At 70.9% G+C, this 22,182-nt stretch carries 25 protein-coding genes, 1 tRNA gene and 2 pseudogenes; 12 read left to right on the forward strand and 16 right to left on the reverse strand.

Annotation, left to right across the window (positions count from 1 at the left end; translation table 11 throughout):
• Positions 1-9 precede the first annotated feature (9 nt).
• From idi to QQK29_RS17320, 9 genes and pseudogenes are all read left to right on the forward strand, one after another.
• Complete coding sequence (idi, locus tag QQK29_RS17280) at positions 10-492, forward strand: isopentenyl-diphosphate Delta-isomerase (RefSeq protein ID WP_284301835.1); 483 nt, start codon at positions 10-12, stop codon at positions 490-492.
• On the forward strand, positions 489-1,550 hold the full coding sequence (locus QQK29_RS17285) for a polyprenyl synthetase family protein (protein WP_284296750.1): 1,062 nt from the start codon (positions 489-491) through the stop codon (positions 1,548-1,550). Before idi ends, QQK29_RS17285 begins: the two co-directional genes overlap by 4 nt.
• A complete protein-coding gene (locus tag QQK29_RS17290) occupies positions 1,547-2,425 on the forward strand; it encodes a phytoene/squalene synthase family protein (RefSeq protein ID WP_284301836.1) in 879 nt (292 codons plus the stop codon). Before QQK29_RS17285 ends, QQK29_RS17290 begins: the two co-directional genes overlap by 4 nt.
• Positions 2,422-3,986: pseudogene (gene crtI / locus QQK29_RS17295) on the forward strand (phytoene desaturase family protein). Before QQK29_RS17290 ends, crtI begins: the two are co-directional and overlap by 4 nt.
• The gene (locus QQK29_RS17300) at positions 3,983-4,306 is read left to right on the forward strand and encodes a lycopene cyclase domain-containing protein (RefSeq protein WP_284301837.1); all 324 of its coding nucleotides are present in this window, start codon (positions 3,983-3,985) and stop codon (positions 4,304-4,306) included. The pseudogene crtI and the gene QQK29_RS17300 overlap by 4 nt, the downstream one beginning before the upstream one ends.
• A complete protein-coding gene (locus QQK29_RS17305; protein WP_284296755.1) occupies positions 4,303-4,626 on the forward strand; it encodes a lycopene cyclase domain-containing protein in 324 nt (107 codons plus the stop codon). The genes QQK29_RS17300 and QQK29_RS17305 overlap by 4 nt, the downstream gene beginning before the upstream one ends.
• A gap of 4 nt (positions 4,627-4,630) precedes the next feature.
• A pseudogene (locus QQK29_RS17310) lies at positions 4,631-5,489 on the forward strand (prenyltransferase).
• A 26-nt stretch (positions 5,490-5,515) separates the two neighbouring features.
• Complete coding sequence (locus QQK29_RS17315; RefSeq protein ID WP_284301838.1) at positions 5,516-7,657, forward strand: MMPL family transporter; 2,142 nt, start codon at positions 5,516-5,518, stop codon at positions 7,655-7,657.
• A 10-nt stretch (positions 7,658-7,667) separates the two neighbouring features.
• On the forward strand, positions 7,668-8,102 hold the full coding sequence (locus QQK29_RS17320) for a pyrimidine dimer DNA glycosylase/endonuclease V (protein ID WP_284296759.1): 435 nt from the start codon (positions 7,668-7,670) through the stop codon (positions 8,100-8,102).
• On the opposite strand, the gene QQK29_RS17325 is transcribed toward QQK29_RS17320, so the two are convergent.
• From QQK29_RS17325 to QQK29_RS17395, 15 genes are all read right to left on the reverse strand, one after another.
• Positions 8,099-8,263, reverse strand: coding sequence for a hypothetical protein (locus QQK29_RS17325; protein ID WP_284296761.1), 165 nt, complete (start codon positions 8,261-8,263; stop codon positions 8,099-8,101). The two genes, QQK29_RS17320 and QQK29_RS17325, sit on opposite strands and share 4 nt — an antisense overlap.
• On the reverse strand, positions 8,260-8,712 hold the full coding sequence (locus QQK29_RS17330) for a TetR/AcrR family transcriptional regulator (RefSeq protein WP_284301839.1): 453 nt from the start codon (positions 8,710-8,712) through the stop codon (positions 8,260-8,262). Before QQK29_RS17330 ends, QQK29_RS17325 begins: the two co-directional genes overlap by 4 nt.
• A 102-nt stretch (positions 8,713-8,814) precedes the next feature.
• Positions 8,815-8,890, reverse strand: a tRNA-Ala gene (locus QQK29_RS17335).
• A 39-nt stretch (positions 8,891-8,929) separates the two neighbouring features.
• Positions 8,930-9,322, reverse strand: a complete 393-nt coding sequence (rsfS, locus tag QQK29_RS17340; RefSeq protein ID WP_284296766.1) for a ribosome silencing factor — start codon at positions 9,320-9,322, stop codon at positions 8,930-8,932.
• A 57-nt stretch (positions 9,323-9,379) separates the two neighbouring features.
• Positions 9,380-9,784 carry a hypothetical protein gene (locus tag QQK29_RS17345; protein ID WP_284301840.1) on the reverse strand — a complete coding sequence of 135 codons (405 nt, stop codon included), beginning with the start codon at positions 9,782-9,784 and terminating at the stop codon, positions 9,380-9,382.
• A 216-nt stretch (positions 9,785-10,000) separates the two neighbouring features.
• A complete protein-coding gene (locus QQK29_RS17350) occupies positions 10,001-10,816 on the reverse strand; it encodes a hypothetical protein (protein WP_284296770.1) in 816 nt (271 codons plus the stop codon).
• Complete coding sequence (locus tag QQK29_RS17355; RefSeq protein WP_284296772.1) at positions 10,813-11,343, reverse strand: hypothetical protein; 531 nt, start codon at positions 11,341-11,343, stop codon at positions 10,813-10,815. The genes QQK29_RS17350 and QQK29_RS17355 overlap by 4 nt, the downstream gene beginning before the upstream one ends.
• Positions 11,340-11,945, reverse strand: a complete 606-nt coding sequence (gene nadD, locus QQK29_RS17360; protein WP_284301841.1) for a nicotinate-nucleotide adenylyltransferase — start codon at positions 11,943-11,945, stop codon at positions 11,340-11,342. Before nadD ends, QQK29_RS17355 begins: the two co-directional genes overlap by 4 nt.
• 10 nt (positions 11,946-11,955) lie before the next feature.
• On the reverse strand, positions 11,956-12,174 hold the full coding sequence (locus QQK29_RS17365; RefSeq protein WP_284301842.1) for a hypothetical protein: 219 nt from the start codon (positions 12,172-12,174) through the stop codon (positions 11,956-11,958).
• Between the two features lie 28 nt (positions 12,175-12,202).
• Entirely contained in the window at positions 12,203-13,477 is a 1,275-nt protein-coding gene (locus tag QQK29_RS17370; RefSeq protein ID WP_284301843.1) for a glutamate-5-semialdehyde dehydrogenase, read from the reverse strand.
• 316 nt (positions 13,478-13,793) lie between these two features.
• On the reverse strand, positions 13,794-14,585 hold the full coding sequence (gene proB, locus QQK29_RS17375; protein WP_284296774.1) for a glutamate 5-kinase: 792 nt from the start codon (positions 14,583-14,585) through the stop codon (positions 13,794-13,796).
• Positions 14,582-16,129, reverse strand: coding sequence for a GTPase ObgE (gene obgE, locus QQK29_RS17380; RefSeq protein ID WP_284296776.1), 1,548 nt, complete (start codon positions 16,127-16,129; stop codon positions 14,582-14,584). Before obgE ends, proB begins: the two co-directional genes overlap by 4 nt.
• 105 nt (positions 16,130-16,234) lie before the next feature.
• A complete protein-coding gene (gene rpmA, locus QQK29_RS17385) occupies positions 16,235-16,489 on the reverse strand; it encodes a 50S ribosomal protein L27 (protein ID WP_284296778.1) in 255 nt (84 codons plus the stop codon).
• A gap of 15 nt (positions 16,490-16,504) precedes the next feature.
• On the reverse strand, positions 16,505-16,813 hold the full coding sequence (gene rplU, locus QQK29_RS17390; RefSeq protein WP_284301844.1) for a 50S ribosomal protein L21: 309 nt from the start codon (positions 16,811-16,813) through the stop codon (positions 16,505-16,507).
• A 205-nt stretch (positions 16,814-17,018) separates the two neighbouring features.
• Positions 17,019-17,456, reverse strand: a complete 438-nt coding sequence (locus tag QQK29_RS17395) for a hypothetical protein (protein WP_284301845.1) — start codon at positions 17,454-17,456, stop codon at positions 17,019-17,021.
• 30 nt (positions 17,457-17,486) lie between these two features.
• On the opposite strand from QQK29_RS17395, the gene QQK29_RS17400 reads away from it, so the two are divergent.
• Positions 17,487-17,783, forward strand: a complete 297-nt coding sequence (locus QQK29_RS17400) for a DUF4031 domain-containing protein (RefSeq protein ID WP_284296782.1) — start codon at positions 17,487-17,489, stop codon at positions 17,781-17,783.
• Between the two features lie 167 nt (positions 17,784-17,950).
• Here the strand turns inward: QQK29_RS17400 and QQK29_RS17405 are convergent, their stop codons facing one another.
• A complete protein-coding gene (locus QQK29_RS17405; RefSeq protein ID WP_284296784.1) occupies positions 17,951-20,212 on the reverse strand; it encodes an Rne/Rng family ribonuclease in 2,262 nt (753 codons plus the stop codon).
• 338 nt (positions 20,213-20,550) lie between these two features.
• Here QQK29_RS17405 and QQK29_RS17410 point away from each other — a divergent pair, with 338 nt between their 5' ends.
• Both QQK29_RS17410 and QQK29_RS17415 read left to right on the forward strand, forming a co-directional pair.
• Positions 20,551-21,219 (forward strand): vitamin K epoxide reductase family protein, encoded by a 669-nt coding sequence (locus tag QQK29_RS17410; RefSeq protein WP_284301846.1) that lies wholly within the window; start codon positions 20,551-20,553, stop codon positions 21,217-21,219.
• Between the two features lie 64 nt (positions 21,220-21,283).
• Positions 21,284-22,147: a DsbA family protein gene (locus tag QQK29_RS17415; protein ID WP_284296788.1), complete on the forward strand. Its 864-nt coding sequence runs from the start codon at positions 21,284-21,286 to the stop codon at positions 22,145-22,147.
• The last annotated feature ends 35 nt before the right edge of the window (positions 22,148-22,182 follow it).

Genomic DNA, 22,182 nt, shown 5'->3' on the forward strand with positions numbered 1-22,182 from the left:
ATCGGCCGGGTGGCCAAAGACGCCGTACACGGCGCCGACACTCCGCTCCACCTCGCGTTCTCCTGCTATCTGCTCGACGGCGCGGGCCGTCTGCTCGTCACGCGCCGCGCGCTTTCGAAGCGCAGCTGGCCGGGGGTCTGGACGAACTCGTTCTGCGGCCACCCGCTGCCCGGCGAACCGGTGGCCGACGCCGTGCGGCGCCACGGCATACGCGAACTGGGGGTGCAACTGACCGAGCTGAGGCTCGAACTGCCCCTGTTCCGCTACCGCGCCACCGACCCCGCCGGCGTCGTCGAGCACGAGGTATGCCCCGTCTACACGGCCCGCATCGCCTCCGAACTGCAGCCGTCCCCCGCGGAGGTCATGGACCACGTGTGGGTGCACCCCGACGAACTCGCCGCGTCGGCCCGCGCCACGCCGTGGGCGTTCAGCCCCTGGATGGTGCTGCAGGTCGAGCTGCTCGAGCTCTTCACGAAGGCGCGCGCCGCGTGACCCCCGAGGAACGCACGGTCGCCGCCCTCGGCGAGGTCGAGGTGCGGCTGCACGATTTCGTGAACCGCGGAGCGGCCCGTGCGACACGACACTCGCCGCACTACGCGGAGCTGTGGCGCACCATGCGCACGGCCGTCTCGGGCGGCAAGCGCGTGCGCCCCCAGCTGCTGCTGTCGAGCTACACGCAGCTCACCAACGCGCACGACGAACCCGCCATCCAGCTCGCCGTCGCGATCGAGCTGCTGCACACGGCTCTGCTCGTGCACGACGACATCATCGACGGCGACGACGAGCGCCGGGGCGCCCCGAACCTCGTCGGCGCCTTCCGCAACGGCGGCCTAGCGGCGGGGCTCGGGCCCGTCGCCGCCGAGCGGTGGGGCGAGACCGCCGGCATCCTCGCGGGCGACCTGCTGCTCATGTCGGCGCTGCGCATGGGCGTGCTCCCCGACCTCGACCGTCGACGCGCCGACCGCATCGCCGAGCTGCTCGACGAGAGCATCTTCCGGGCCGCCGCGGGCGAGCTCGCCGACGTGGCCTACGCGGTCGGACTCACGACCCCGAGTGTGGGCGACATCCGCGACATGATGGCCGACAAGACCGCCCACTACTCGCTCGAGCTGCCGCTGCGCGCGGCGGCGGTGCTCGCGGATGCCGGGGTCGAGATCGAGGAGCGCCTCGGCGCGGTCGGGCGCTCACTCGGCATCCTGTTCCAGATGCAAGACGACCTGCTAGGCGTCTTCGGCGACCCCGAGCGCACCGGCAAGAGCGCGAGCGGTGACCTGCGCGAGGGCAAGCAGACCCTGCTCGTCGCGTTCGCGCGCGACACCGAACCGTGGCGCTCGGCGGCCGCCGGCTTCGGGGATCCGGGGCTCGACGAGCGCGGCGCGGACGCCCTGCGGCACGCGCTCGAGACCTCGGGAGCCCGCGCGAGTTTCGAGGCCGAGATCCGCCGCGAGCGCGACCACGCGGTGCGTCTCATCCACACCGCAGGGCTGCCCGCCCAGCTCGAGCACGCGCTGTGCCGCGCCGCCGATCAGGCGATGGAGCGGCACGCATGAAGCGACGGAGCCCGCTCGAGCTCTACACCGACACGGCACGCCGCGCGGCGGCCCCGGTGATCCGCAGCTACTCGACCTCGTTCGGCCTGGCGACCCGCATGTTCCCGGCCCGCTGCCGCACCGACATCGGCACGATCTACGCGCTCGTGCGGGTGGCCGACGAGATCGTGGACGGCACCGCGGGCGAGGCGGGCCTCGACGCGTCCACCCAGCGCCGGGCCCTCGACGAGCTCGAGGCCGAGACCGAGCGCGCGGTCGCGAGCGGCTTCAGCGCCAACCTCGTCGTTCACGCCTTCGCCGAGGTGGCCCGGCGGGCGCGGATCGAGCCCGAGCTCACGCGGGACTTCTTCGCCTCGATGCGGCGCGACCTCGACGAGGTGGCCTTCGACGAGGAGGAGTACCGTCGCTACGTGCACGGATCGGCGGAGGTCGTCGGCCTCATGTGCCTGCGGGTGTTCCTCGCCGGTCGCGCCCCCACCCCGGATGCCGAGGCCGTGCTCGAGGAGGGCGCCGCGCGCCTGGGGGCGGCGTTCCAGAAGGTGAACTTCCTGCGGGACCTCGGTCACGATCGCGCCGAGCTCTCGCGGTCGTACCTGCCCGAGCTGCGCGAGCACGGACTCACCGAGGCGAGCAAGGCGGCCGTCGTGGCCGACATCCGCTCCGACCTCGACGCCGCGCGTGCCGCCGTACGCGTGCTGCCCGGCGACTGCCGGCGCCCGGTGCTGCTCGCCACCGCATTCTTCGCCGAGCTGCTGCGGCGCATCGAACGCACCCCCGCCGAGCAACTCGCCGCGCGGCGCATCTCGGTGCCGAACGCCGTCAAGCTCGCGCTCGCGGCGCGGTGGCGACTGCTGCCGGTGGGCGGACGCCGATGACCGCGCGCGACGCGATCGTGGTGGGCGGCGGCATCTCGGGGCTCGCGAGCGCCGCCCTGCTGGCCGCCGACGGACACCGCGTGACGCTGTTCGAGGCGCGCGACGCGCTCGGCGGTCGTGCCGGGTCGTGGGAGCGCGACGGTTTCCGCTTCGACACCGGGCCCTCATGGTTCCTCATGCCCGAGGTCTTCGAGCACTTCTATCGGCTGCTCGGCACCTCGATGGCCGAGCAGCTCGAGCTGCGCACACTCGACCCCGGCTACCGGGCGTACTTCGAGGGCGACGCCACCCCTTCGATCTGCCCGCGGGGTCCGTGCCCGCGCGCGCCGCCCTCATGGCGCTCGATCCGGCATCCGAGCGCGACCTCGCGCGGTATCTCGACTCCGCGGGCGCCACCTACGACCTCGCGTTGCGGCGCTTCCTCTACAGCTCCTTCGACTCGATGCGCCCCTTCCTCGCCCGTGAGGTGCTCGGCGGCCTGCCACGGCTGGCACGCATGCTGCTGCGCTCGCTCGACGGTGAGATCCGCGCCCACACGCGGGAGTCCCGCCTCCGCCGGCTGCTCGGCTACCCGGCCGTGTTCCTCGGCGGCTCTCCCCTGCGGGTGCCGGGCATGTACCACCTCATGAGCCACCTCGACGTCGACGAGGGCGTGCTGTATCCGATGGGCGGCTTCGCGGCCGTCGTGCAGAGCTTCGTGCGTCTGGCCGAGGCCGCGGGTGCCGAGCTGCACACCGGGGCGCGCGTCGAGAGCATCATGACGGTCGACGGGCGCGCCCGCGGGGTGCGCTATCGGGATGCGGACGGCGCGCTGCGCACCCAGCTCGCCGACCTCGTCGTGACGACGGCCGATCTGCACCACGTCGACACGCAGCTGCTCGACGCACGCCACCGAGAGCGCGACGAGCGCTGGTGGGCGCGGCGGGATCCCGGTCCCGGTGCCGTGCTCGCGATGCTCGGTGTGCGCGGGCGGCTGCCGCAGCTCGCACACCACACGCTGCTGCTCGCCGACGACTGGGAGGGAGCGTTCGTCTCGGTGGCCTCGACCGCCACCGGGTTCCCGACGAACCCGTCGCTCTACATCGGCAAGCCGAGCGAGACGGATCCGGATGTCGCTCCGCCCGATCACGAGAACCTGTTCGTGCTCGTGCCGGTCGCCGCCGACACCACGACGGGCCACGGCGGGATCGACGGAGCGGGCGACCCCCGCGTCGAGCGCTTCGTCGACGGCGTCATCGCCCAGATCGCCTCCTGGACGGGAGCGAACGACCTCGCCGACCGCATCGTGGTGCGCCGCACGGTCACACCCGCCGACTTCGCGGGCGAGCTGAGCTCCTGGCGTGGCAGCGCACTGGGACCCGCCCATACTCTGCGGCAGAGCGCGTTCTTCCGCGCCCCCAACGCATCCCGGCGCACCGCAGGTCTGCTGCACGCCGGCGGCAGCACGATCCCCGGCATCGGCGTTCCGATGTGCCTCATCAGCGCCGAGCTCGTGCTCAAGCGCGTGCGCGGTGACCGCAGTGCCTCCCCCGTCGCCGAGCCGGTCGGGGCGCGCGCATGAGCCCGATCTATCTGCTGTGCCTGCTGGCCGCGAGCGCGTGCATGGTGCTCGTGGATCGACGCTGGAGGCTGTTCTTCTGGCGGGACGCGCGCCGTGCGGCGTGGGTGCTCGTGATCGGCGTCGCCCTGCTGCTCGTGGCCGACGTGGTGGGCATCGCGCTCGGGGTGTTCTCGCGCGCGCCGACCTGGGCCATGACGGGCATCTTGCTGGGGCCGGAGCTCCCGCTCGAGGAGCCGCTGTTCCTCGCGTTCCTGACGTACCTCACGATGAACCTCGTGGCGATCTTCGAACGCCTGCCGCGACGGGAGCGCGCGCGATGAGCTACCTGCTGCTCGTGGCCGGGTTGCTCGCGATCGCGATCGTGCTGCGCGTCGCGGGAGCCGCCGCTGCCCGCCGGCGCGGGGAAGGCATCCCAACTCTCCCGACTGTGCTCGCGGGGGTCGTGCTCGTCGCCCTGACCCTCGTGTTCGACAACATCATGATCGCCGCCGGGTTGTTCGCCTACGCAGACGCGCACATCTCCGGGCTGCGCATCGGGCTCGTGCCGATCGAAGACCTCTCCTACCCGCTCGCCCTCGCCATCGCCCTCCCGGGCGTCTGGCAGCTCATCCCCCGCGGGAGGCGCCGTGACGAGGCGTGACCGGATGCTGCCGCGCTTGCTGCTCGCCTCGCGGCCGCTCAGCTGGGTCAACACCGCCTACCCCTTCGGGGCCGCCTACCTGCTGGCGGGCGGCGGTGTCGATGCGCTGTTCGTGGTGGGGGCGATCTTCTTCCTCGTGCCGTACAACCTCGCGATGTACGGCATCAACGACGTGTTCGACTACGCCTCCGACGCCGTCAACCCGCGCAAAGGCGGCAGCGAAGGGCCCTGCTGCCGCCGCGCACGCATCGTCGGGTGCTGCTCGCCGCGATCCTCGGCTGCGTTCCGTTCGTGGTGGCGCTCGTGGTGCTCGGCCCGCCCGCATCGTGGGCCGTGCTCGCCGTGTCGCTCTTCGCCGTCGCCGCCTACTCGATGCCGGGGCTCCGGTTCAAAGAGGTGCCGGTGCTCGACTCGCTCACCTCGAGCACCCACTTCACGAGCCCCGCCGTCTACGGTCTCGTCGCCGCGGACGCGGCGTGGGATGCCCGCACGGTGATCGTGCTCGTGGCGTTCTTCCTGTGGGGCATGGCGAGCCACGCGTTCGGTGCCGTGCAAGACATCGTGCCGGATCGCGCGGGGGCATCGCCTCGATCGCGACGGTGCTGGGGGCCGCGTCGACCGTGCGCCTCGCGATCGGCCTGTGGACCGCCGCGGGGCTCCTCATGCTGCTCACCCCGTTCCCCGCGACGCTCTCGGCGATCCTCGCCGCCCCGTACATCGCGCTCGCCTGGCCGTTCCGCTCGGTGCCGGATGCCGCATCCGCGTCCGCGAACCGCGGCTGGCGTCGCTTCCTGCTCGTCAACTACCTCGCCGGCTTCGCCGCGACCCTCATCATCATCGCGATCATGCTCGGCGTCCGCTGACCTCGCCCCACCTGAAACGGAGAACCATGTCTCACGCCGCCCCGTCCCGCACTCGACGCACGCTGCGCATCCTCATCCCCGCGCTGCTCGTGCTGGTGTGGCTCACCGTCGCGGCGATCGGCGGACCGTACTTCGGCAAGGTGAGCGAGGTCTCCTCCAACGACCCGACCGCCTACCTGCCGACAACCGCGGAGGCGACCCAGGTGCAGGAGCGCCTGTCGGACTTCCTCGGCACGGATGCGATTCCCGCCGTCGTGCTCGTGCTCGGCAATGGCACGCTCAGCGACGCCCAGCTCCAGGAGCTGGAGGCGTGGCCAGACGAACTCGCCGAGCTCGACGGGGTCGTCGGCGAGGTGAGTCCCGCGATCCCCTCCGAGGATGGCGTGGCCGTGCAGCTCTTCGTACCGATCGACTCGACGGCGAACGTCGGGGAGACGATCGACGGACTGCGCGCCGACCTCGCCGAGCTCGCGCCGGCGGGCACCGAGGTGTATGTGACGGGACCCGCCGGGTTCACGGGCGACCTCGTCTCGGCGTTCGCGGGCATCGACGGGATCCTGCTGCTCGTGGCGCTGCTCGCGGTCTTCGTGATCCTCGTGATCGTCTACCGCTCACCCCTGCTCCCCCTCATCGTGCTCTCGACGAGCCTCTTCGCGTTGTGCGCGGCGCTCCTGACGGTGTGGTGGATCGCCAAGGCGGGCGTCTTCCCACTCAGCGGGCAGACGCAGGGCATCCTGTTCATCCTCGTGATCGGCGCGGCGACCGACTACTCGCTGCTCTACATCGCGCGGTATCGAGAAGCGCTGCGCCATCACGAGACGCGGGCGCAGGCGACGCGCGCCGCGGTCCGGGGATCCCTCGAGCCGATCCTCGCCTCGGGGGGCACCGTGATCGCGGGCCTGCTCATGCTGCTCCTGAGCGAGCTCGAGTCGAACCGGGCACTCGGTCCGATCGCCTCGATCGGCATCGTGTTCGCCATCCTCGCGGCGCTCACGCTGCTTCCGGCCCTGCTCGCCCTCGTCGGCCGTGTGGCGTTCTGGCCGCTCATGCCGCGCTACGACACCGCCGACGTGAACGCCGACCCCACCCCCACCAGGGGCATCTGGGCGCGGGTGCCGCGCTTCGTCGAGCGCCGCGCGCGCCCCATCTGGATCATCTCGGTGCTCGCCCTGCTGCTCGCGAGCCTCGGCGTGCTGCAGCTCAAGGCCGACGGCGTGCCGCAGAGCGAGCTCGTGCTCGGCGGCTCGGAGGCGCGCACCGGTCAGCAGCTGCTGAGCGAGCACTTCCCGGGCGGCTCGGGCAGCCCCGTGTACGTGATCACCGACGAGAGTCGGCTGCAGGAGGTGGCCGACCTCATCCTCGCCGACTCCCGTATCGAGTCGGTCGCCGTCTCGAGCGAGGACTCCCCCAGCGGCAGCGTGCCGGTGACGGATGACGGGGTGCAGCCGCTCTTCCCGGGTGCCCCGGCATCCGATCCGACGGTGAGCGACGGTGAGGTGCTGTTGCAGGGAACCCTCGCGGTGGCACCCGACTCGGCCGAGGCCGAAGACACGGTGCGGGAGCTGCGCACGGCCGTCGGCGACGAGGCGCTCGTCGGCGGCACGACGGCCACCGCGGTCGACACCGAGGCGGCCTCGATCCGGGATCGCACGCTCATCATCCCGCTCGTGCTGCTCGTGATCCTCGTGATCCTCATGCTGCTGCTGCGGGCGATCGTCGCCCCGCTGCTGCTCGTCGGCACCGTCGTGCTGTCGTTCGCGGCGACGATGGGCGTCGCGGCGCTCGTGTTCAACCACGTGTTCCAGATGCCGGGAGCGGACCCCGCGGTGCCCCTCTTCGGATTCGTGTTCCTCGTGGCGCTCGGCATCGACTACAACATCTTCCTCATGACGCGCGTGCGCGAGGAGGCCCTCAAGGTCGGCGCGCGCGCCGGCATGTCGCGCGGTCTCGGCATCACCGGCGGTGTCATCACCTCGGCGGGCGTCGTGCTCGCGACGACCTTCGCGGCGCTCTCGGTGATCCCGATCCTGTTCCTGCTGCAGCTCGCCTTCATCGTGGCGTTCGGGGTGCTGCTCGACACGATCCTCGTGCGTTCGCTGCTCGTGCCGGCGCTCGGCCATGAGCTCGGCCGCGCGATGTGGTGGCCCGCACGCAAGATCCGCTCCTAGGGGGTCGCACATGAGGCTCTGGTCGCTGCACCCGCGGTTCCTCGATCGGCAGGGCCTCACGGCGTGCTGGCGCGAGGCCCTGCTCGCCCAAGCCGTGCTCGCGGGCACGACGCGCGGCTACACGCGGCATCCGCAGCTCGAGCGGTTCCGCGAGCACCCCGATGCGCTCGGGCTGGTGGGTGCGTACCTCTCAGGCGTCGCGGATGAGGCGACCGCGCGCGGCTACCGCTTCGACCGCGACCGCATCCGGATGCCCGCGGATGCTGTGGGGCGCCTCGAGGTGACCGACGGGCAGCTGGCCCTCGAATGGCGCCATCTGCTCGCCAAGCTCGAGATGCGCAGCCCCGGACTCGCGGAACGGGTGCAGCACGCGGAGCCCGCACCGCATCCGCTCTTCCGCGTCGTGCCGGGTCCCGTCGCTGCCTGGGAACGGGCCGGAGACTAGGGCGCCAGGAGGCGGCACAGGGAGTCGACGACCCCCGCCGGAACCGCTCCGTACAGGCGATGGTGCAACTCGACGCCCTCCACATGGGAGAACACGATGCCGGCGAGCTCGTCGACGCTGAGATCGCGGCGCACCATGCCGCGCGCATCGAGCGCGTTCACGAAACTGCGCAGTTCGGCGAGCCACGCGGGGTAGAGCGCGGCGAGTTGCGCGGGGTAGTCCCCTTGCCGTTGAGCGACTGCACGAATTCGACGATGAGCGCGAGCCAGAGCGCGGTGCCCCCGTCGGCGCGCATCGCGAGTACGCGCAGCGCCGCGCCGATGACCTCGGCGAGCGTCACGTGCGCCGGATCCTCGGCGACGGTCCACCAGTCGTCGCGGGCCTCTCGGCGGTGGCGCAGCACGGCGAGGAAGAAGTCCTCCTTGCCGGAGAAATGGAAATAGAACGCGCCGCGCGTCAGCCCGCTGTCGCGGACGATGTCTTCGACGGTCGTGGCCGCGTAGCCCTTGATCGGGAAGCGCTCCACCCCGAGCCGCAGCAGCTCCCGACGTGTCGCCTCCCGACGGAGGTCGAACTTGGTGGGAGCGTCACGGCCCCGCGCTGCGGTCATGCCTCCACTGTAGGCGCGAGCCGCGAGCTTTCGACGGACCCGATACTCGGCAGCCGGATGGGCGTGCGCACCTCTTCGGCGGTGATGCCTCGACTCACGAAATGGTGGATCTGAGGGGACTCGAACCCCTGACCCCCTGCATGCCATGCAGGTGCGCTACCAGCTGCGCCACAGACCCGCGCTGACCTCCGTCGCCGGAGACAACTCGACAAGATTACTACACTTCCGACGGCTCCACAGACGGCTGCGCGGGCGTCAGATCGATCGGGATGACCGGCGCGTCCTTCCAGAGTCGCTCGAGCGAGTAGTACTGACGGTCTTCCTGGTGGAAGACGTGCACGACGAGATCGCCGAAGTCGAGCAGCACCCAGCGGCCCTCGCTGCGCCCCTCGCGACGCAGCGGCTTCGCGCCCGCCTCGAGGAGCGCATCCTCGATGCCGCCCGCGATCGCGAGCACGTTGCGCTCGTTGTCGCCCGTCGCGAGCAGGAATGCGTCGGTCAGCGGCAGCGGCCCGGACACGTCGAGCGCGACGAGATCCTCGGCCTTCTTGTCGTCGGCAGCGCGCGCAGCGATGGCGACGAGTTCACGGGCACGGTCGGATGCGGTCACAGGCTCTTCCGGGTCAGGTTCAGGGGGTCGGCGTCTGGGGTGTCACGGTCACGAGTGTCAGTTCAGCACGCCCTGCGTGAGCGCCACCACGAGCAACGTCACGACGACGACAGCCATTCCGGCGGCCGACACGATGAGCACGGTCAGCGCGCGGTTGCTGCGCTTGGGCTTGATGTTGCCGATGATCTCGCGCGAGGAGGTGTGCGTGCTGACGGCGCGCATCGCTCGGACGGGCTGCGAGTCGGTCGACACGACCTGCTGGTCGCCCGGGTCGAGCAGGTTGTCGAGATCCGACTCGTCCAGCTGGGCGGGCAGCGCACCGGTGGATGCGAGGCTCGCGGGCAGCGAGATCGTTCCGGTCACGATGACCTCGCCCGTGCTGCGCACGGTGCCCATGATGAGGTCCGAGTTGGGCACCTCGGGCAGCACGAGCGCGTTGGCGGTGGCCGAGCCCACACCCACGTCGCGCGTGAGCGACCCCGTGGGGGCTGCGCCTCGTCGTCGAGCTCCGCCTGCCGCGACCAGTGGTTGCGCGGGCGCTCACCGACGGGGGCTGCGACGTGCTCGCGGCCGCCTCGGGTTGCTGCGGGGCGGGCGGCGCCCAGGACGGGTCGGGCGGAAGCGGAACCGAGGCGGGCGCGTCGGTGGCGGTCGGCGGCGCAGCGACGGGCGGAGGGCTCACCGGCTCGGGCGCGATGGGCTCGGGCGCGACGGGCTCGGAGGCGATCGGCTGGGCCGCGATGGGCTCGGCCGCGATCGGCTCAGGCGCGATCGGCTCGGCCGCGATGGGCCACTGCGGTGCCGGAGCATCCTGCGGGGCGTCCACGGGGGCGCCGAGAGCAGCGATGTGAAGTCGGTGGGGGCCGCGGGCTCCGGCGTCGCCACCTCGGGCGCGGGAACGGGTGCGGCCGAGCCGGTCGCCTGTCCGCCGGGGGTCAGGCCGCCCCACGGCGGAAGCACGGGCTCGGACGGCTCGGGCGCCGCCGTGCCCCAGGCGGGCGGCGGGGGCGTCGCGGGAGCGGGAGGCGCGGTATGCGCCGCGTCGTCGGGCGGGGCGGCGGGAGCCGGACGCTCGAACACCGGCGGCTCGGGAGTCGGATCGGAGACGACCGGCACGGCACCGCTCTGCGCACGGAAGAACGCTTCGAGGCTCGCCACGGCATCCGTCTCGGGCGCCTCCGGCTCGACGAGCGGTGGCGGCGTTGCGGGCGTCGCCTGGGCGGCGGGCGGCGCGGATGCGACGGGCGGAGCGGACGCGGCCTGCTGCGGCACGAACGGTGCGAGCCACGAGGGGGCCGCCTCGGGTGCCTGCTCGGCGAGAGGGGGCGCGGCGGCAGGGGGTGCGCCCGTCGGAGGCGCGGCAACTGGAGGTGCGGATGCTTGCGGGGGCACGGGTGTCACGGGAGCCTGCGATGCCTGCTGCTCGCGCTCCTGCTGCTCGCGCAAGGCGCGCAGTTCGCGACGGCTCATCGTGCCCTCGGGGTGCGCCGTCACGGGCGGCGCCGACGCAACGGGCGGCGCCGACGCAACAGGCGGCGCGGACGCAGGGGCCGCGTACGCCGGCGACGCGGAGCCGAGCGGAGGCGAGACCACGGGCGGACGGTACTCGGGAGGCGCCGAGGCAGCGGGCTCGGGGACGGGAGCCGAGGACGGCGTCTGGTCGGGCCTGTTCTGCGTGCGGTAGTCGAGATCGGCCGGCTCTGCGGCGGGGGCCACGGGTGACGCGCGGCGCGCCGACCCTCGGGGCTGAAGTCGCGGTAGCGGAAGCCCGCCTCGGCCTCCTGCGCGGTGGCGGGCGGCGTCGTCGGCTGTGCAACCGGCGTGTCGTAGTGCGGAAGCGGGGCGCGGCCCTGCGTGACGTAGTTCAGCGGCTCGGGGGCGGCATCCGGGGCCACGGGGGCGTTCGAGTCGCCGCTCGCCTGCTGATCGTGCGACGCGGCGGCCTCCGCGGCGCGCGCAGCCTCGGCTTCGCGCTCCCGGATCTCACGCCGGGAAAGCGGCTGATCCTGGTAGGTCGTCATGTCGTAGAACTCCGATAGAGGTGGTGCTTGGAGATGTACTGCACAACACCGTCGGGGACCAAGTACCACACCGGGTAACCCCGGCCGACTCGCTCACGGCATTCCGTGGAGGAGATCGCCAGGGCGGGCACTTCGAGCGAGCTTACGCCAGCCTCCGGCAATCCGCGAACGTCCAGGGCATGTCCTGGGCGAGATACCGCCACAAAATGTGCCAATTCCCAGAGTTCTCCCACGTCCTTCCACTGCACGATCTGCGCCACGGCATCCGCGCCCGTGATGAAGAACAACTCGGCGTCGGGACGTTGAGCCCGCAGGTCGCGCAGCGTGTCGATCGTGTAGGTGGGGCCGTCGCGGTCGATGTCGACCCGGCTGACGGTGAATCGCGGGTTGGATGCGGTGGCCACGACCGTCATCAGGTACCGGTGCTCGGCCTCGGTGACGTCGGCCTTCATCCACGGCTCACCGGTCGGCACGAAGACGACCTCGTCGAGGTCGAAGGTCTGCTGCACCTCGCTCGCGGCCACGAGGTGGCCGTTGTGCACGGGGTCGAAGGTGCCACCCATCACCCCGATACGCGGTCGGCGGGCGGCTCCTTCGCTCACAGGCGTGAGCCTAGTGGGCCGCGCCGCTCGGTCCGTGGCTGACGTGGCCGTGGTCGTTCGGGTCCTGGTTGATGGTCTTGTCGCCGTGGCGGTTGGTGACGTCGCGGTAGCTGTAGGTCACGAAGGCGAGCACGAGGAAGATCGCAGCGGCGATCGCGGCGAACACCCACGGCGGCGCGACGAGGGGCGCGAGTTCTTCGTGGGTCTCAGCGAGGAGCGTGCTCAGCATGCCACCGAGTCTAGCCGGATACGGGGCCTCAGCCCCTCACCTGGCCCTCGCCGCGCACGATCCATTTGGTGCTCGTGAGCTCGGGCAGTCCCATGGGGCCGCGCGCATGCAGCTTCTGCGTCGAGATGCCCACCTCGGCGCCGAAGCCGAACTCGCCGCCGTCGGTGAATCGGGTCGACGCGTTCACCATCACGACCGCCGAATCCACCTCGGCGAGGAACCGGTTGGCGGTCGCCATGTCGTTCGTGACGATCGACTCGGTGTGGTGCGTCGAGTAGCGGCGAATGTGGTCGAGCGCGTCGTCGAGGTCGTCGACGACCTTGACGTTCAGATCGAGGCTCATGTGCTCGAGCGCCCAGTCCTCGTCGCTCGTCGGCAGCGCCTCGGGGTAGAGCTCGCGCGTGCGCTCGTCGCCGTGGATCGTGACGCCGTTCTCGGTGAGCGCCTTCAGCACGGGCGGCAGCAGCCGCTCGGCGGCATCCGTGTCGACCAGGAGCGTCTCGAGGGCGTTGCACACGCTCGGCCGCTGCACCTTCGAGTTGACGGCGATCTCGGCCGCCATCTCGGCATCCGCGGTCCTGTCGAGGAAGACGTGCACGACGCCCGCGCCCGTCTCGATCACCGGCACCTTCGACTCGCGCACGACCGTGTCGATCAGCTGCGCGGAGCCGCGCGGGATGAGCACGTCGACGAAGCCACGCGCCTGCATGAGCTGCGTCGCACCCTCGCGACCGAACTCGTCGATCGTCTGCACGGCATCCGCGGGCAGCCCCACCGAGGCCAGCGCCTCCTGGATGAGCGCCACGAGCACGCGGTTGGTGTTCTCGGCCGCCGACCCGCCGCGCAGCACGACGGCGTTGCCCGACTTGAGGGCGAGCGCGGCGATGTCGATCGTCACGTTGGGGCGGGCCTCGTAGATGGCGCCGACGACACCGAAGGGCACGCGCACCTGGGTGAGCTGCAGACCGTTCGGCAGTGTCGACCCGCGCAGCACGGTGCCCACGGGGTCGGGGAGCGCGATGACCTCGCGCGTCGCGGCTGCGAGTCCGGCGAGCCGGTCGGGGTCGAGACGCAGGCGGTCCTGCAGACCCTGCGACATGCCGCTCTCGCGTCCGTTCGCGAGGTCGAGCTCGTTCGCGGGGAGGATGCGGTCGGCGGCGGTTCCGACCGCCTGGGCGATGGCTTCGAGTCCGGCGTTCTTCTGCGAGGTGGAGGCCTGCGCGAGCGCGATGGATGCCGTGCGCGCGGCGACGAGTTTGTCGTCGAGGCTGAGCTTCTCCGAGGGAGCGGTCGTGGCGGGCATGCGCCGAGTCTACCGAGGTCCCCGACGGGCGTCCGGGACGAGCCCGCCCTCCTCATCTGGGCCAAACGCTGTAGCGTCTGCCGGGGTGCGTCAGCAATAGCTGTCGCCGGGGGCCAAAGGGTGGCGCTCGACGGAACGGGCGCCGACCGCGGCTGCAGCATCCACATCCACCCGCTGCCGCGCACGGCGCCGCCCTGCCAGGCACACGCGCTACACCTTTTGGTCAGGCGCGACCGTAATCACCGGCGCTCGGGGCCAAGCGCTACAGCGTTTGGCACAGGACGCCGAGGCGAGAGGGCGCGCGGCCGACTGGCGGTCAGACCCGCGGGGTCGGCTCGAACCAGGTGCCTGTCGGCTGGCCCGTGAGAGCCGCCGCCACGTTCGACGTCGAGGCGAGCAGCACGGCGGTTCCGGATGCGGCGGCGAGCTTCGCGGCCGCGATCTTGGTGCCCGCTCCCCCGGTGCCGACGCCCGCCGCACCGATGTCGCCGAGTTCGACGCCCGCGAGGTCGTCATCCGCCGCGACGTAGCCGATGGGCTCGGCGCCGGGCTCCTGCGGCGGCTTGGTGTAGAGGGCATCCACATCCGAGAGCAGCACGAGCAGGTCGGCGCCGATGAGTTCCGACACGAGAGCGGCGAGGCGGTCGTTGTCGCCGAAGCGGATCTCGTGCGTCGCCACGGTGTCGTTCTCGTTGACGATCGGCATGATGCGCAGCTTCAGCAGCCGCTCCATGGCGCGCTGCGCGTTGGAGCGATGCGTGGGGTTCTCGAGGTCACCCGCGGTCAGCAGCACCTGCCCCGCGACGATCGCATATCGGCGCAGCGACTCCTGATAGCGGTAGATGAGGATGTTCTGCCCCACCGCCGCGGCCGCCTGCTGCGTCGCGAGGTCGGTGGGCCGGGCGTCGAGCAGCAGGTACGGGATGCCCGTCGCGATGGCCCCCGACGACACGAGCACGACCTCGGTGCCGCGCTCGTGCGCCGCCGCGAGGGCGTCGACGAGCGGCTCGATCTGCCCGACGTTGGGGCCCGAGATGGAACTCGACCCGACCTTCACGACGACGCGTCGCGCATCCGCCACCGCGGCCCGCAGCGACTCAGGACTCACCGCCCCTCCCCCGGGTTGATCACATCGACGTCGCCGTCCTCCGGCGCGCCCTCTTCCTCACCGTCGGCCCACAGGCCGGCCTCGCGCTCGGCGTCGAGCTCGGCACGCGCTGCCGCCTTGGCATCCATGCGGGCGTGGTACTCCTCGCGGCGCTGGTTGCGGGTGGCGCGACGGTTCTCATCGAGACGCGCATCCGTGCCACGCGGCGAGGTGATGAGCTCGGCGGTCGAGGTGAGCGTGGGCTCCCAGTCGAAGACCATCTCGCCGATCTCGACGGTCGAGCCGGGCACCGCACCCTTCTGGAAGAGCTGCTCCTCCACCCCGAGCTTCGCGAGACGGTCGGCGAGGAAGCCGACGGCCTCGTCGTTGGTGAAGTCGGTCTGCTCGACCCACCGCTCGGGCTTGGCACCGACGACCCGGTAGACCGGCTCCGTTCCGCCGAGCACCTGCACCTCGAAGTCCGCCTCGTCGACGGCGCGCGGACGGATGACGATGCGCGCGGGCGGCGGCGTCTCGGCCTTGGCCTTGCGGTCGGCCTCCACGAGCTCGGCGAGGGCGAACGACAACTGACGCAGCCCCTCGTGGCTCACGGCCGACACCTCGAACACGCGGTACCCGCGCTGCTCGAGCTCGGGTCGCACGAAGTCGGCGAGCTCCTTGCCGTCGGGCACGTCGACCTTGTTGAGCGCCACGAGCTGCGGTCGATCGAGCAGGGGCGTCTGACCCTCCGGAACGGGGTAGGCGGCGAGCTCGGTCAGGATGATGTCGAGGTCGGAGAGCGGATCGCGCCCCGGTTCGAGCGTGGCGCAGTCGAGCACGTGCAGCAGCGCCGAGCACCGCTCGACGTGTCGCAGGAACTCGAGACCGAGACCCTTGCCCTCGCTCGCACCCTCGATGAGGCCGGGAACGTCGGCGATCGTGTAGCGGGTCTCGCCCGCCTCGACGACCCCGAGGTTCGGGTGCAGCGTCGTGAAGGGGTAGTCGGCGATCTTCGGCTTGGCCGCCGAGAGCGCGGCGATGAGGCTCGACTTGCCCGCGCTCGGGTAGCCGACGAGGGCGACATCCGCGACCGTTTTGAGCTCGAGCACGACGTCGCCCTCGAAGCCCTGGGTGCCGAGCAGCGCGAAGCCCGGCGCCTTGCGCTTGGTGGTGGCGAGCGCCGCGTTGCCGAGGCCGCCCTGGCCGCCGCCCGCCGCGACGAACCGCATGCCGGGTTCGACGAGGTCGACGAGCTGCTCGCCGTCGGGCGTCGAGACGACCGTGCCGACGGGTACGGGCAGCACGAGCTCCTCGCCCTGGTAGCCCGAGCGGTGATCGCCCATGCCCGGTCCGCCGTTGCCGCTCGAGCGGTGCGGGGCGCGGTGGTAGTTCAGCAGGGTCGTGACCTGCGGGTCGGCGACGAGCACGATGTCGCCCCCGTGCCCGCCGTTGCCGCCGTCGGGGCCCGCGAGCGGCTTGAACTTCTCGCGCCGCACCGACACGCAGCCGTTGCCGCCGTGGCCCGCGCGCAGGTGCAGCGTCACCTGGTCGACGAAGGACGCCATCCGGTGCTCCTCTCCTGCTCCTGCGGACCGGTATATCCCTGAACAAACAGCGAAGGGCGAGCCTCAGCCCGCCCTTCGCAGATGAAAATCTCTGTCGCGCGGCGCCTACGCCGGGACGACGATGTTGACGACCTTACGGCCGCCCTTGGTGCCGAACTCCACGGCGCCCGCCTCGAGGGCGAACAGCGTGTCGTCGCCACCGCGCCCGACGTTGGCGCCGGGGTGGAAGTGGGTGCCGCGCTGGCGGACGATGATCTCGCCGGCCTTGACGACCTGGCCGCCGAAGCGCTTGACGCCGAGGCGCTGCGCGTTCGAGTCGCGACCGTTACGGGTGGACGATGCGCCCTTCTTGTGTGCCATGTCTTCAGCCCCTGCTTACTTGATGCCGGTGATCTTGACGCGGGTGAGCTCGGAGCGGTGGCCCTGACGCTTCTTGTACCCGGTCTTGTTCTTGAACTTCTGGATGACGATCTTCTTGCCCCGCTCGTGGCCGATGACCTCGGCGGTCACCTTGACCTTGGCCAGCGCCTTCTCGTCGTGCGTGATCGTGTCACCGTCGACGTAGAGAACGGGGGTGAGCTCGATCTTGCCGCCCTGCTCGGCCTGGACGCGGTCGAGCACGACGACCGTGCCCACCTCGACCTTCTCCTGCCGACCACCGGCGCGCACAACTGCGTAAACCACGGGATGTCCTTACGTTGGAATGAAGTCTGCCGCTTCATCGGAGCCGCGAAGGCCCGGGAAGCGTGGGGTATCGAATGCGGGCGGGAAACCCACAGACACCAAGGATCAAGAATAGCCGACGCGGAGGCATCCGGCAAACACGGTGAGGGGTGTGCTCACAGGCGCGCGCCGCGGCGGATCACCCACTGCGCGAGCACCACGAGCATCACGAGCGGGGCGAGCATGACCACCGACGACACGATGCCCGCGAAGGGGTGTACGGAAGCGCGCCAGCATCCGAGAAACGCACTCCGTAGACGACCACGGTGTAGACGAACCCGACGAGGGCGGCCAGCACGCACGCCGCTGCCGCTGCCACGAGGGCCTTCACGAGCACCATGACCACCCGATCCTCCACGCGCGCCGGCCACAGCCAGAGCACGACGAGGATGCCGACCGCCTTGGGCACGATATCCACGAGCAACTGCGGTAGGGCGATCCCGAGCAAGAAGTCGCGGGACCCGGACCCGAACGCGAAGGACTCGAGGAAGCTGACGAGCAGGTCGAGCACGAGAACGGCGGCGACGATGAGGGCGACCAGCAGAGCCGACCGGGCATCGCGGTCGACGCTCGTGCTGTGGGTTACCGGGGCGGTCTCAGTCATGCGGGCTCCTATGATCGCGAGAGCGTCTTCATGCGAGCCTACGCCGGAACGGAGGGAATCTCGATGATCCTCATCGACGAGGCGATCTGGCCGAACCACGGCACGGTGTGGGGGCACCTCGTCTCGGATGTCTCACTCGATGAGCTGCACGCCTTCGCGCGCCGCGCCGGAATGCCGGAGCGCGGCTTCGACCACGACCACTACGACTACCCGCTCGAGCGTCGCGAGCAGCTCATCGCGCTCGGTGCCGAGCCCGTGACCGGGCGCGAGCTGCTGCGGCGGCTACAGGCCTCGGGACTGCGCGTGCGTCAGCGCGACAAGCACTAACGGCAGGTCGAGGTGGCTGAGGAGCGCCCGCGCAGCGGACGCGTCTCGAAGCCGCCGTCGGTGACGCAGGTTTCGAGACGCGTCGCGCCTTCGGCGCGGCGCTCCTCAACCAGCTGAGTCGTCAGGCAGCGGCGGCGCGGCGCTCCTCAACCAGCTGAGCTCCCGCGTCAGCCCGCGTCGGGGGAACCCGCGGCCGAGGAGGCGCGGCGCGAGCGACGGCCGCGGCCCTGACCGGGCTTCTTCGGTTCGGGCAGGGCGTCCAGCACCGAGCCGAGCACCGCATCCGGATCGACCACGGGGCGCGCCTTCTCGACCCGAACGGGCTCGATCGGAATGTCGAGGATCTCCACGGGCGCCGCGGCGACCGCATCCGCGATCTGCTCGGGCGCGGCCTCCGACGGGGCGTCAGACGACACCTCCTGGTGAACCGTCTTCGCCGCGATCTTGGCGAGCGCATTGCGCACGTCGTCGGTGATCTCGTGCGTCGTGGTCTTCGGAGCGGATGCGGCCTGGTTGCCACCGCCGTTGCCGCCACCGCCACCGCCGTTGCCCCCGCGCCCGCGACGTCCGCGCGATGAACTCTGCTGGGGCTCGGCCTGCTGGCCGCGGTGCTTGAACACCGGGTCGTGGTGCACGATGAGCCCGCGGCCCGCGCACACGTCGCACGTCTCGCTGAACGACTCGAGAAGCCCCAAGCCGAGCTTCTTACGCGTCATCTGCACGAGGCCGAGCGAGGTGACCTCGGCCACCTGGTGCTTCGTGCGGTCGCGCGAGAGGCACTCGACGAGGCGGCGCAGCACGAGGTCGCGGTTGGACTCGAGCACCATGTCGATGAAGTCCACGACGATGATGCCGCCGATGTCGCGCAGCCGCAGCTGGCGCACGATCTCTTCGGCCGCCTCGAGGTTGTTCTTGGTGACGGTCTCTTCGAGGTTGCCGCCCGAGCCGACGAACTTGCCGGTGTTGACGTCGACGACCGTCATCGCCTCGGTGCGGTCGATGATGAGCGAGCCGCCCGACGGCAGCCACACCTTGCGGTCGAGAGCCTTCTCGATCTGCTCGGTGATGCGGAACTTGTCGAAGCTGTCGACCTCGTCGGCGTAGATCTCGACGCGGTCGAGCAGGTCGGGCGCGACGGCCGTCAGGTACTTCTCGATCGTGGCGCGCGCGTCGTCGCCGGCGATCACGAGCTTCTGGAAGTCCTCGTTGAACACGTCGCGCACGATCTTGAGCAGCAGATCGGGCTCCGAGTGCAGCAGCGCCGGGGCCTGCTGCGTCTCGACAGCGCGCTCGATCTCGGCCCACTGCGCGGTGAGCCGCTGCACGTCGAGCGTCAACTGCTCCTCGGTGGCGCCCTCGGCGGCGGTGCGCACGATGACGCCCGCGTCATCCGGCAGCACCTCCTTGAGGATCTTCTTGAGGCGCGCGCGCTCGGTGTCGGGGAGCTTGCGGCTGATGCCGTTCATCGAGCCGCCGGGCACGTACACGAGGTAGCGGCCGGGCAGGCTGATCTGGCTCGTCAGGCGGGCACCCTTGTGGCCCACCGGGTCCTTGGTGACCTGCACGAGCACGCGGTCGCCCGGCTTGAGCGCGAGCTCGATCTTGCGAGCCTGATTCTTTTCGCGGCCCGCCTCTTCGGCGGCAGCGGCGGCGGCCTCCCAGTCGACCTCGCCCGAGTAGAGCACCGCGTTGCGGCCGCGACCGATGTCGACGAAGGCCGCCTCCATGCTCGGCAGCACGTTCTGCACGCGCCCCAGGTAGACGTTGCCGATGAGGCTCGCGTCCTGCGCACGCGCGACGTAGTGCTCGACGAGCACGCCGTCTTCGAGAACGCCGATCTGGATGCGGCCGAACTTCGAGCGCACGATCATCTGCCGGTCGACGCTCTCGCGGCGGGCCAGGAACTCGGCCTCGGTGATGACCGGGCGGCGGCGACCGGCGTCCCGCCCGTCGCGGCGGCGCTGCTTCTTGGCCTCGAGGCGCGTGGAGCCCTTGACCTTCTGCGGCTCGGTGATGGGTTCCGGCTGCTTGCGCGGCTGGCGAACCTTGACGGTCGTGCCGGGCGCGTCGTCGCCGTCGCGCGGCGCCTCACCCGAACGGCGGCGGCTGCGGCGACGGGACGAGCCGCTGGACTCGGCCTCGTCGTCGTCGGGAAGCGCCGGCGTGCCCGACCCGGGTGGCGGCGGCGGGGGTGCCTGGAACAGCAGCGAGAAGGGCGAGGCGGGCGCGGATGCGATGCTCGCCTCGGCGGTCTCGCTCGCGGGCGGCTGGCCCGGCTCCGCTGAATCGGCCGCTGTCGCTTCGACCGATGCGGCTTCGTTCGCTGCGGCTTCGTTGGCCGCGGCTCCGTCGGATGACCCCGGTGTCTCGACTGATCCCGACGGAGTGTCGGCCGGATCGCTGGAAAGGTCCTGCTTCTTCTTCACCATCGCTGGTGTGCTCCTTGGCGGGGCGGCCGCGCCGGCCTCCGGGTACTCTCGTGCGATCCCGCGGAGCGGGACGCCAATCCTTCATCTGGGTTCGCGGTCTCACCTCGCTCTGCGGCGGTGATCCGCTCGCGCCCTCTCACGGCGCCCGTGCCCTCTCACGGCACGGAACGGAACTGGCTATCCGTCTGGGTGCGGTCCCGACGCGGCGGGAGCATCCACTGGCCCGGTATGCCCGGTCAAGCTTTTGTCGTATCGCCCATCGGGGGCGACTGCCTCGATTATCGCATGAGATACCGTTTGCGGCATTTCCTCATCCGCGGCGTGGCAAGATCGAGCCCATGACCGAGGTCGCCGACGACACCGCCACCGAGCTCGAACCCGGCGACGAGTTCGACGAAACCGCTGACGCACCGGCACGCACCGCATCCCGCCCGTGGGTCTTCGGCATCTGGCTCATCGTCGCGGGCATCCTCGGTGAGATCGCGGCGTTCGCGCTCACGATGGAGAAGTTCCACGTGCTGCAGAACCCGGATGCCGTGCTCAGTTGCGACTTCAGCGTGTTCGTGCAGTGCGGCAAGAACCTCGACTCGTGGCAGGGAGCCGTGTTCGGCTTCCCGAACCCGATCATCGGCCTCATCGGCTGGATGGCGCCCATCATCGTGGGCGTCTCGGTGCTCGCGGGTGCGCGCTTCCCGCGCTGGTATTGGGCGGTCTTCAACGTCGGCGTCGCCGGTGCCATGGTGTTCGTGCTGTGGCTCGCGAGCCAGTCGATCTTCGACCCCTTCATCCGCACGCTGTGCCCCTACTGCGTGCTGACCTGGGCCGTCACCTACCCCGTCTTCTTCGCCGTCACCTTCCGCAACATGGCCGAAGGCGTCTTCGGGGCGGGGGCGCGCCGCGCCGGCCGCGCACTGCTGCCGTGGGTCGCCCCCATCAGCATCGTGCTGCTGCTCATCGTGTTCGGCATCGCGCAGAGCCAGTTCCCGGTGATCCAGAGCCTGTTCTGAAACCCCTCTAGACTGACTCCGAGCTTTTCAGCATCCTCTTATCCCGACCCGTCAGGATCCACCCGTGACCAATGCGCCCCGGCCCACCAAGAACCAGCGCCGTGAGGAGGCCCGCGAGGCCGCCCGCGTCGCCCGTGAGAAGGCCCTGAAGCGTCAGAAGCTGCTCAAGTGGCTCATCCCGACCATCGCATCCGTCGCGATCCTCGCGATCGTCGGTGGCGTGGTGTGGGCCGTCGTCGCGTTCCAGCCGCCGCCCAAGAAGGAGGCCGGCCCCGCGAACATGATCAGCGACGGCATCGTCTTCGAAGCGGATGGCGACGGCGGCGTGCAGTACGTGCCGACCGCCGCGATCAAGAAGGGCGGCGACCCGGTCCCGACCGAGCAGCGCGAGGGCCTGCTGAACATCGTCACCTACGTCGACTTCTCCTGCCCCGCCTGCAAGCAGTTCGAGGAGGCGTACTCGGCTTCGATCCAGTCGATGGTCGCGCAGGGCGCCGCCACGCTCGAGGTGAAGCCCATCGCGATCCTCGACTACCGCGGGTACACGACCGATTACTCGACGCGCTCCAACAACGTCGGCGCGTGCGTCGCCAACTACGCGCCCGAGAGCTTCCTCGACGTCATGGCGGCCATGTACGCCCAGCAGCCGTCGGAAGGCGGCCCGGGTCTCGGCAACAACGCCCTCGTCGACGTGGTGAAGAGCGCGGGGCTCGACAACGACGATGTGAACGAGTGCATCACGGGCGAGAGCTTCCAGCCCTGGGTGAGCGCGGCCACCGCTCGCTCCTCGCAGGCCGGCGTTCGCAGCACACCGACGATCATCATCAACGGCACCCCGTGGGACCGCAACGCCTTCGGCAACTTCGAGGACTTCGTGAACGCCGAGCTCGCGAAGCTGCCGGTCGGCGACAGCGCGCAGAGCGAGTAGTCGCCCGCGGCTGACGCGGGTTTCGAGACGCGTCG

Source organism: Homoserinibacter gongjuensis, from assembly GCF_030161875.1.
GTDB classification, from domain to species: Bacteria; Actinomycetota; Actinomycetes; order Actinomycetales; family Microbacteriaceae; genus Homoserinibacter; species Homoserinibacter gongjuensis.

Coding starts and splice junctions, on each gene's coding strand:
- QQK29_RS17290 (WP_284301836.1), top strand. CDS start 1,547: ATGAAGCGACGGAGCCCGCTCGAGCTCTACACCGACACGGCACGCCGC.
- QQK29_RS17300 (WP_284301837.1), top strand. CDS start 3,983: ATGAGCCCGATCTATCTGCTGTGCCTGCTGGCCGCGAGCGCGTGCATG.
- QQK29_RS17305 (WP_284296755.1), top strand. CDS start 4,303: ATGAGCTACCTGCTGCTCGTGGCCGGGTTGCTCGCGATCGCGATCGTG.
- QQK29_RS17315 (WP_284301838.1), top strand. CDS start 5,516: ATGTCTCACGCCGCCCCGTCCCGCACTCGACGCACGCTGCGCATCCTC.
- QQK29_RS17320 (WP_284296759.1), top strand. CDS start 7,668: ATGAGGCTCTGGTCGCTGCACCCGCGGTTCCTCGATCGGCAGGGCCTC.
- QQK29_RS17330 (WP_284301839.1), bottom strand. CDS start 8,712: ATGACCGCAGCGCGGGGCCGTGACGCTCCCACCAAGTTCGACCTCCGT.
- QQK29_RS17355 (WP_284296772.1), bottom strand. CDS start 11,343: ATGACGACCTACCAGGATCAGCCGCTTTCCCGGCGTGAGATCCGGGAG.
- QQK29_RS17365 (WP_284301842.1), bottom strand. CDS start 12,174: ATGCTGAGCACGCTCCTCGCTGAGACCCACGAAGAACTCGCGCCCCTC.
- QQK29_RS17370 (WP_284301843.1), bottom strand. CDS start 13,477: ATGCCCGCCACGACCGCTCCCTCGGAGAAGCTCAGCCTCGACGACAAA.
- obgE (WP_284296776.1), bottom strand. CDS start 16,129: ATGGCGTCCTTCGTCGACCAGGTGACGCTGCACCTGCGCGCGGGCCAC.
- rpmA (WP_284296778.1), bottom strand. CDS start 16,489: ATGGCACACAAGAAGGGCGCATCGTCCACCCGTAACGGTCGCGACTCG.
- QQK29_RS17395 (WP_284301845.1), bottom strand. CDS start 17,456: ATGACTGAGACCGCCCCGGTAACCCACAGCACGAGCGTCGACCGCGAT.
- QQK29_RS17400 (WP_284296782.1), top strand. CDS start 17,487: ATGCGAGCCTACGCCGGAACGGAGGGAATCTCGATGATCCTCATCGAC.
- QQK29_RS17405 (WP_284296784.1), bottom strand. CDS start 20,212: ATGGTGAAGAAGAAGCAGGACCTTTCCAGCGATCCGGCCGACACTCCG.
- QQK29_RS17410 (WP_284301846.1), top strand. CDS start 20,551: ATGACCGAGGTCGCCGACGACACCGCCACCGAGCTCGAACCCGGCGAC.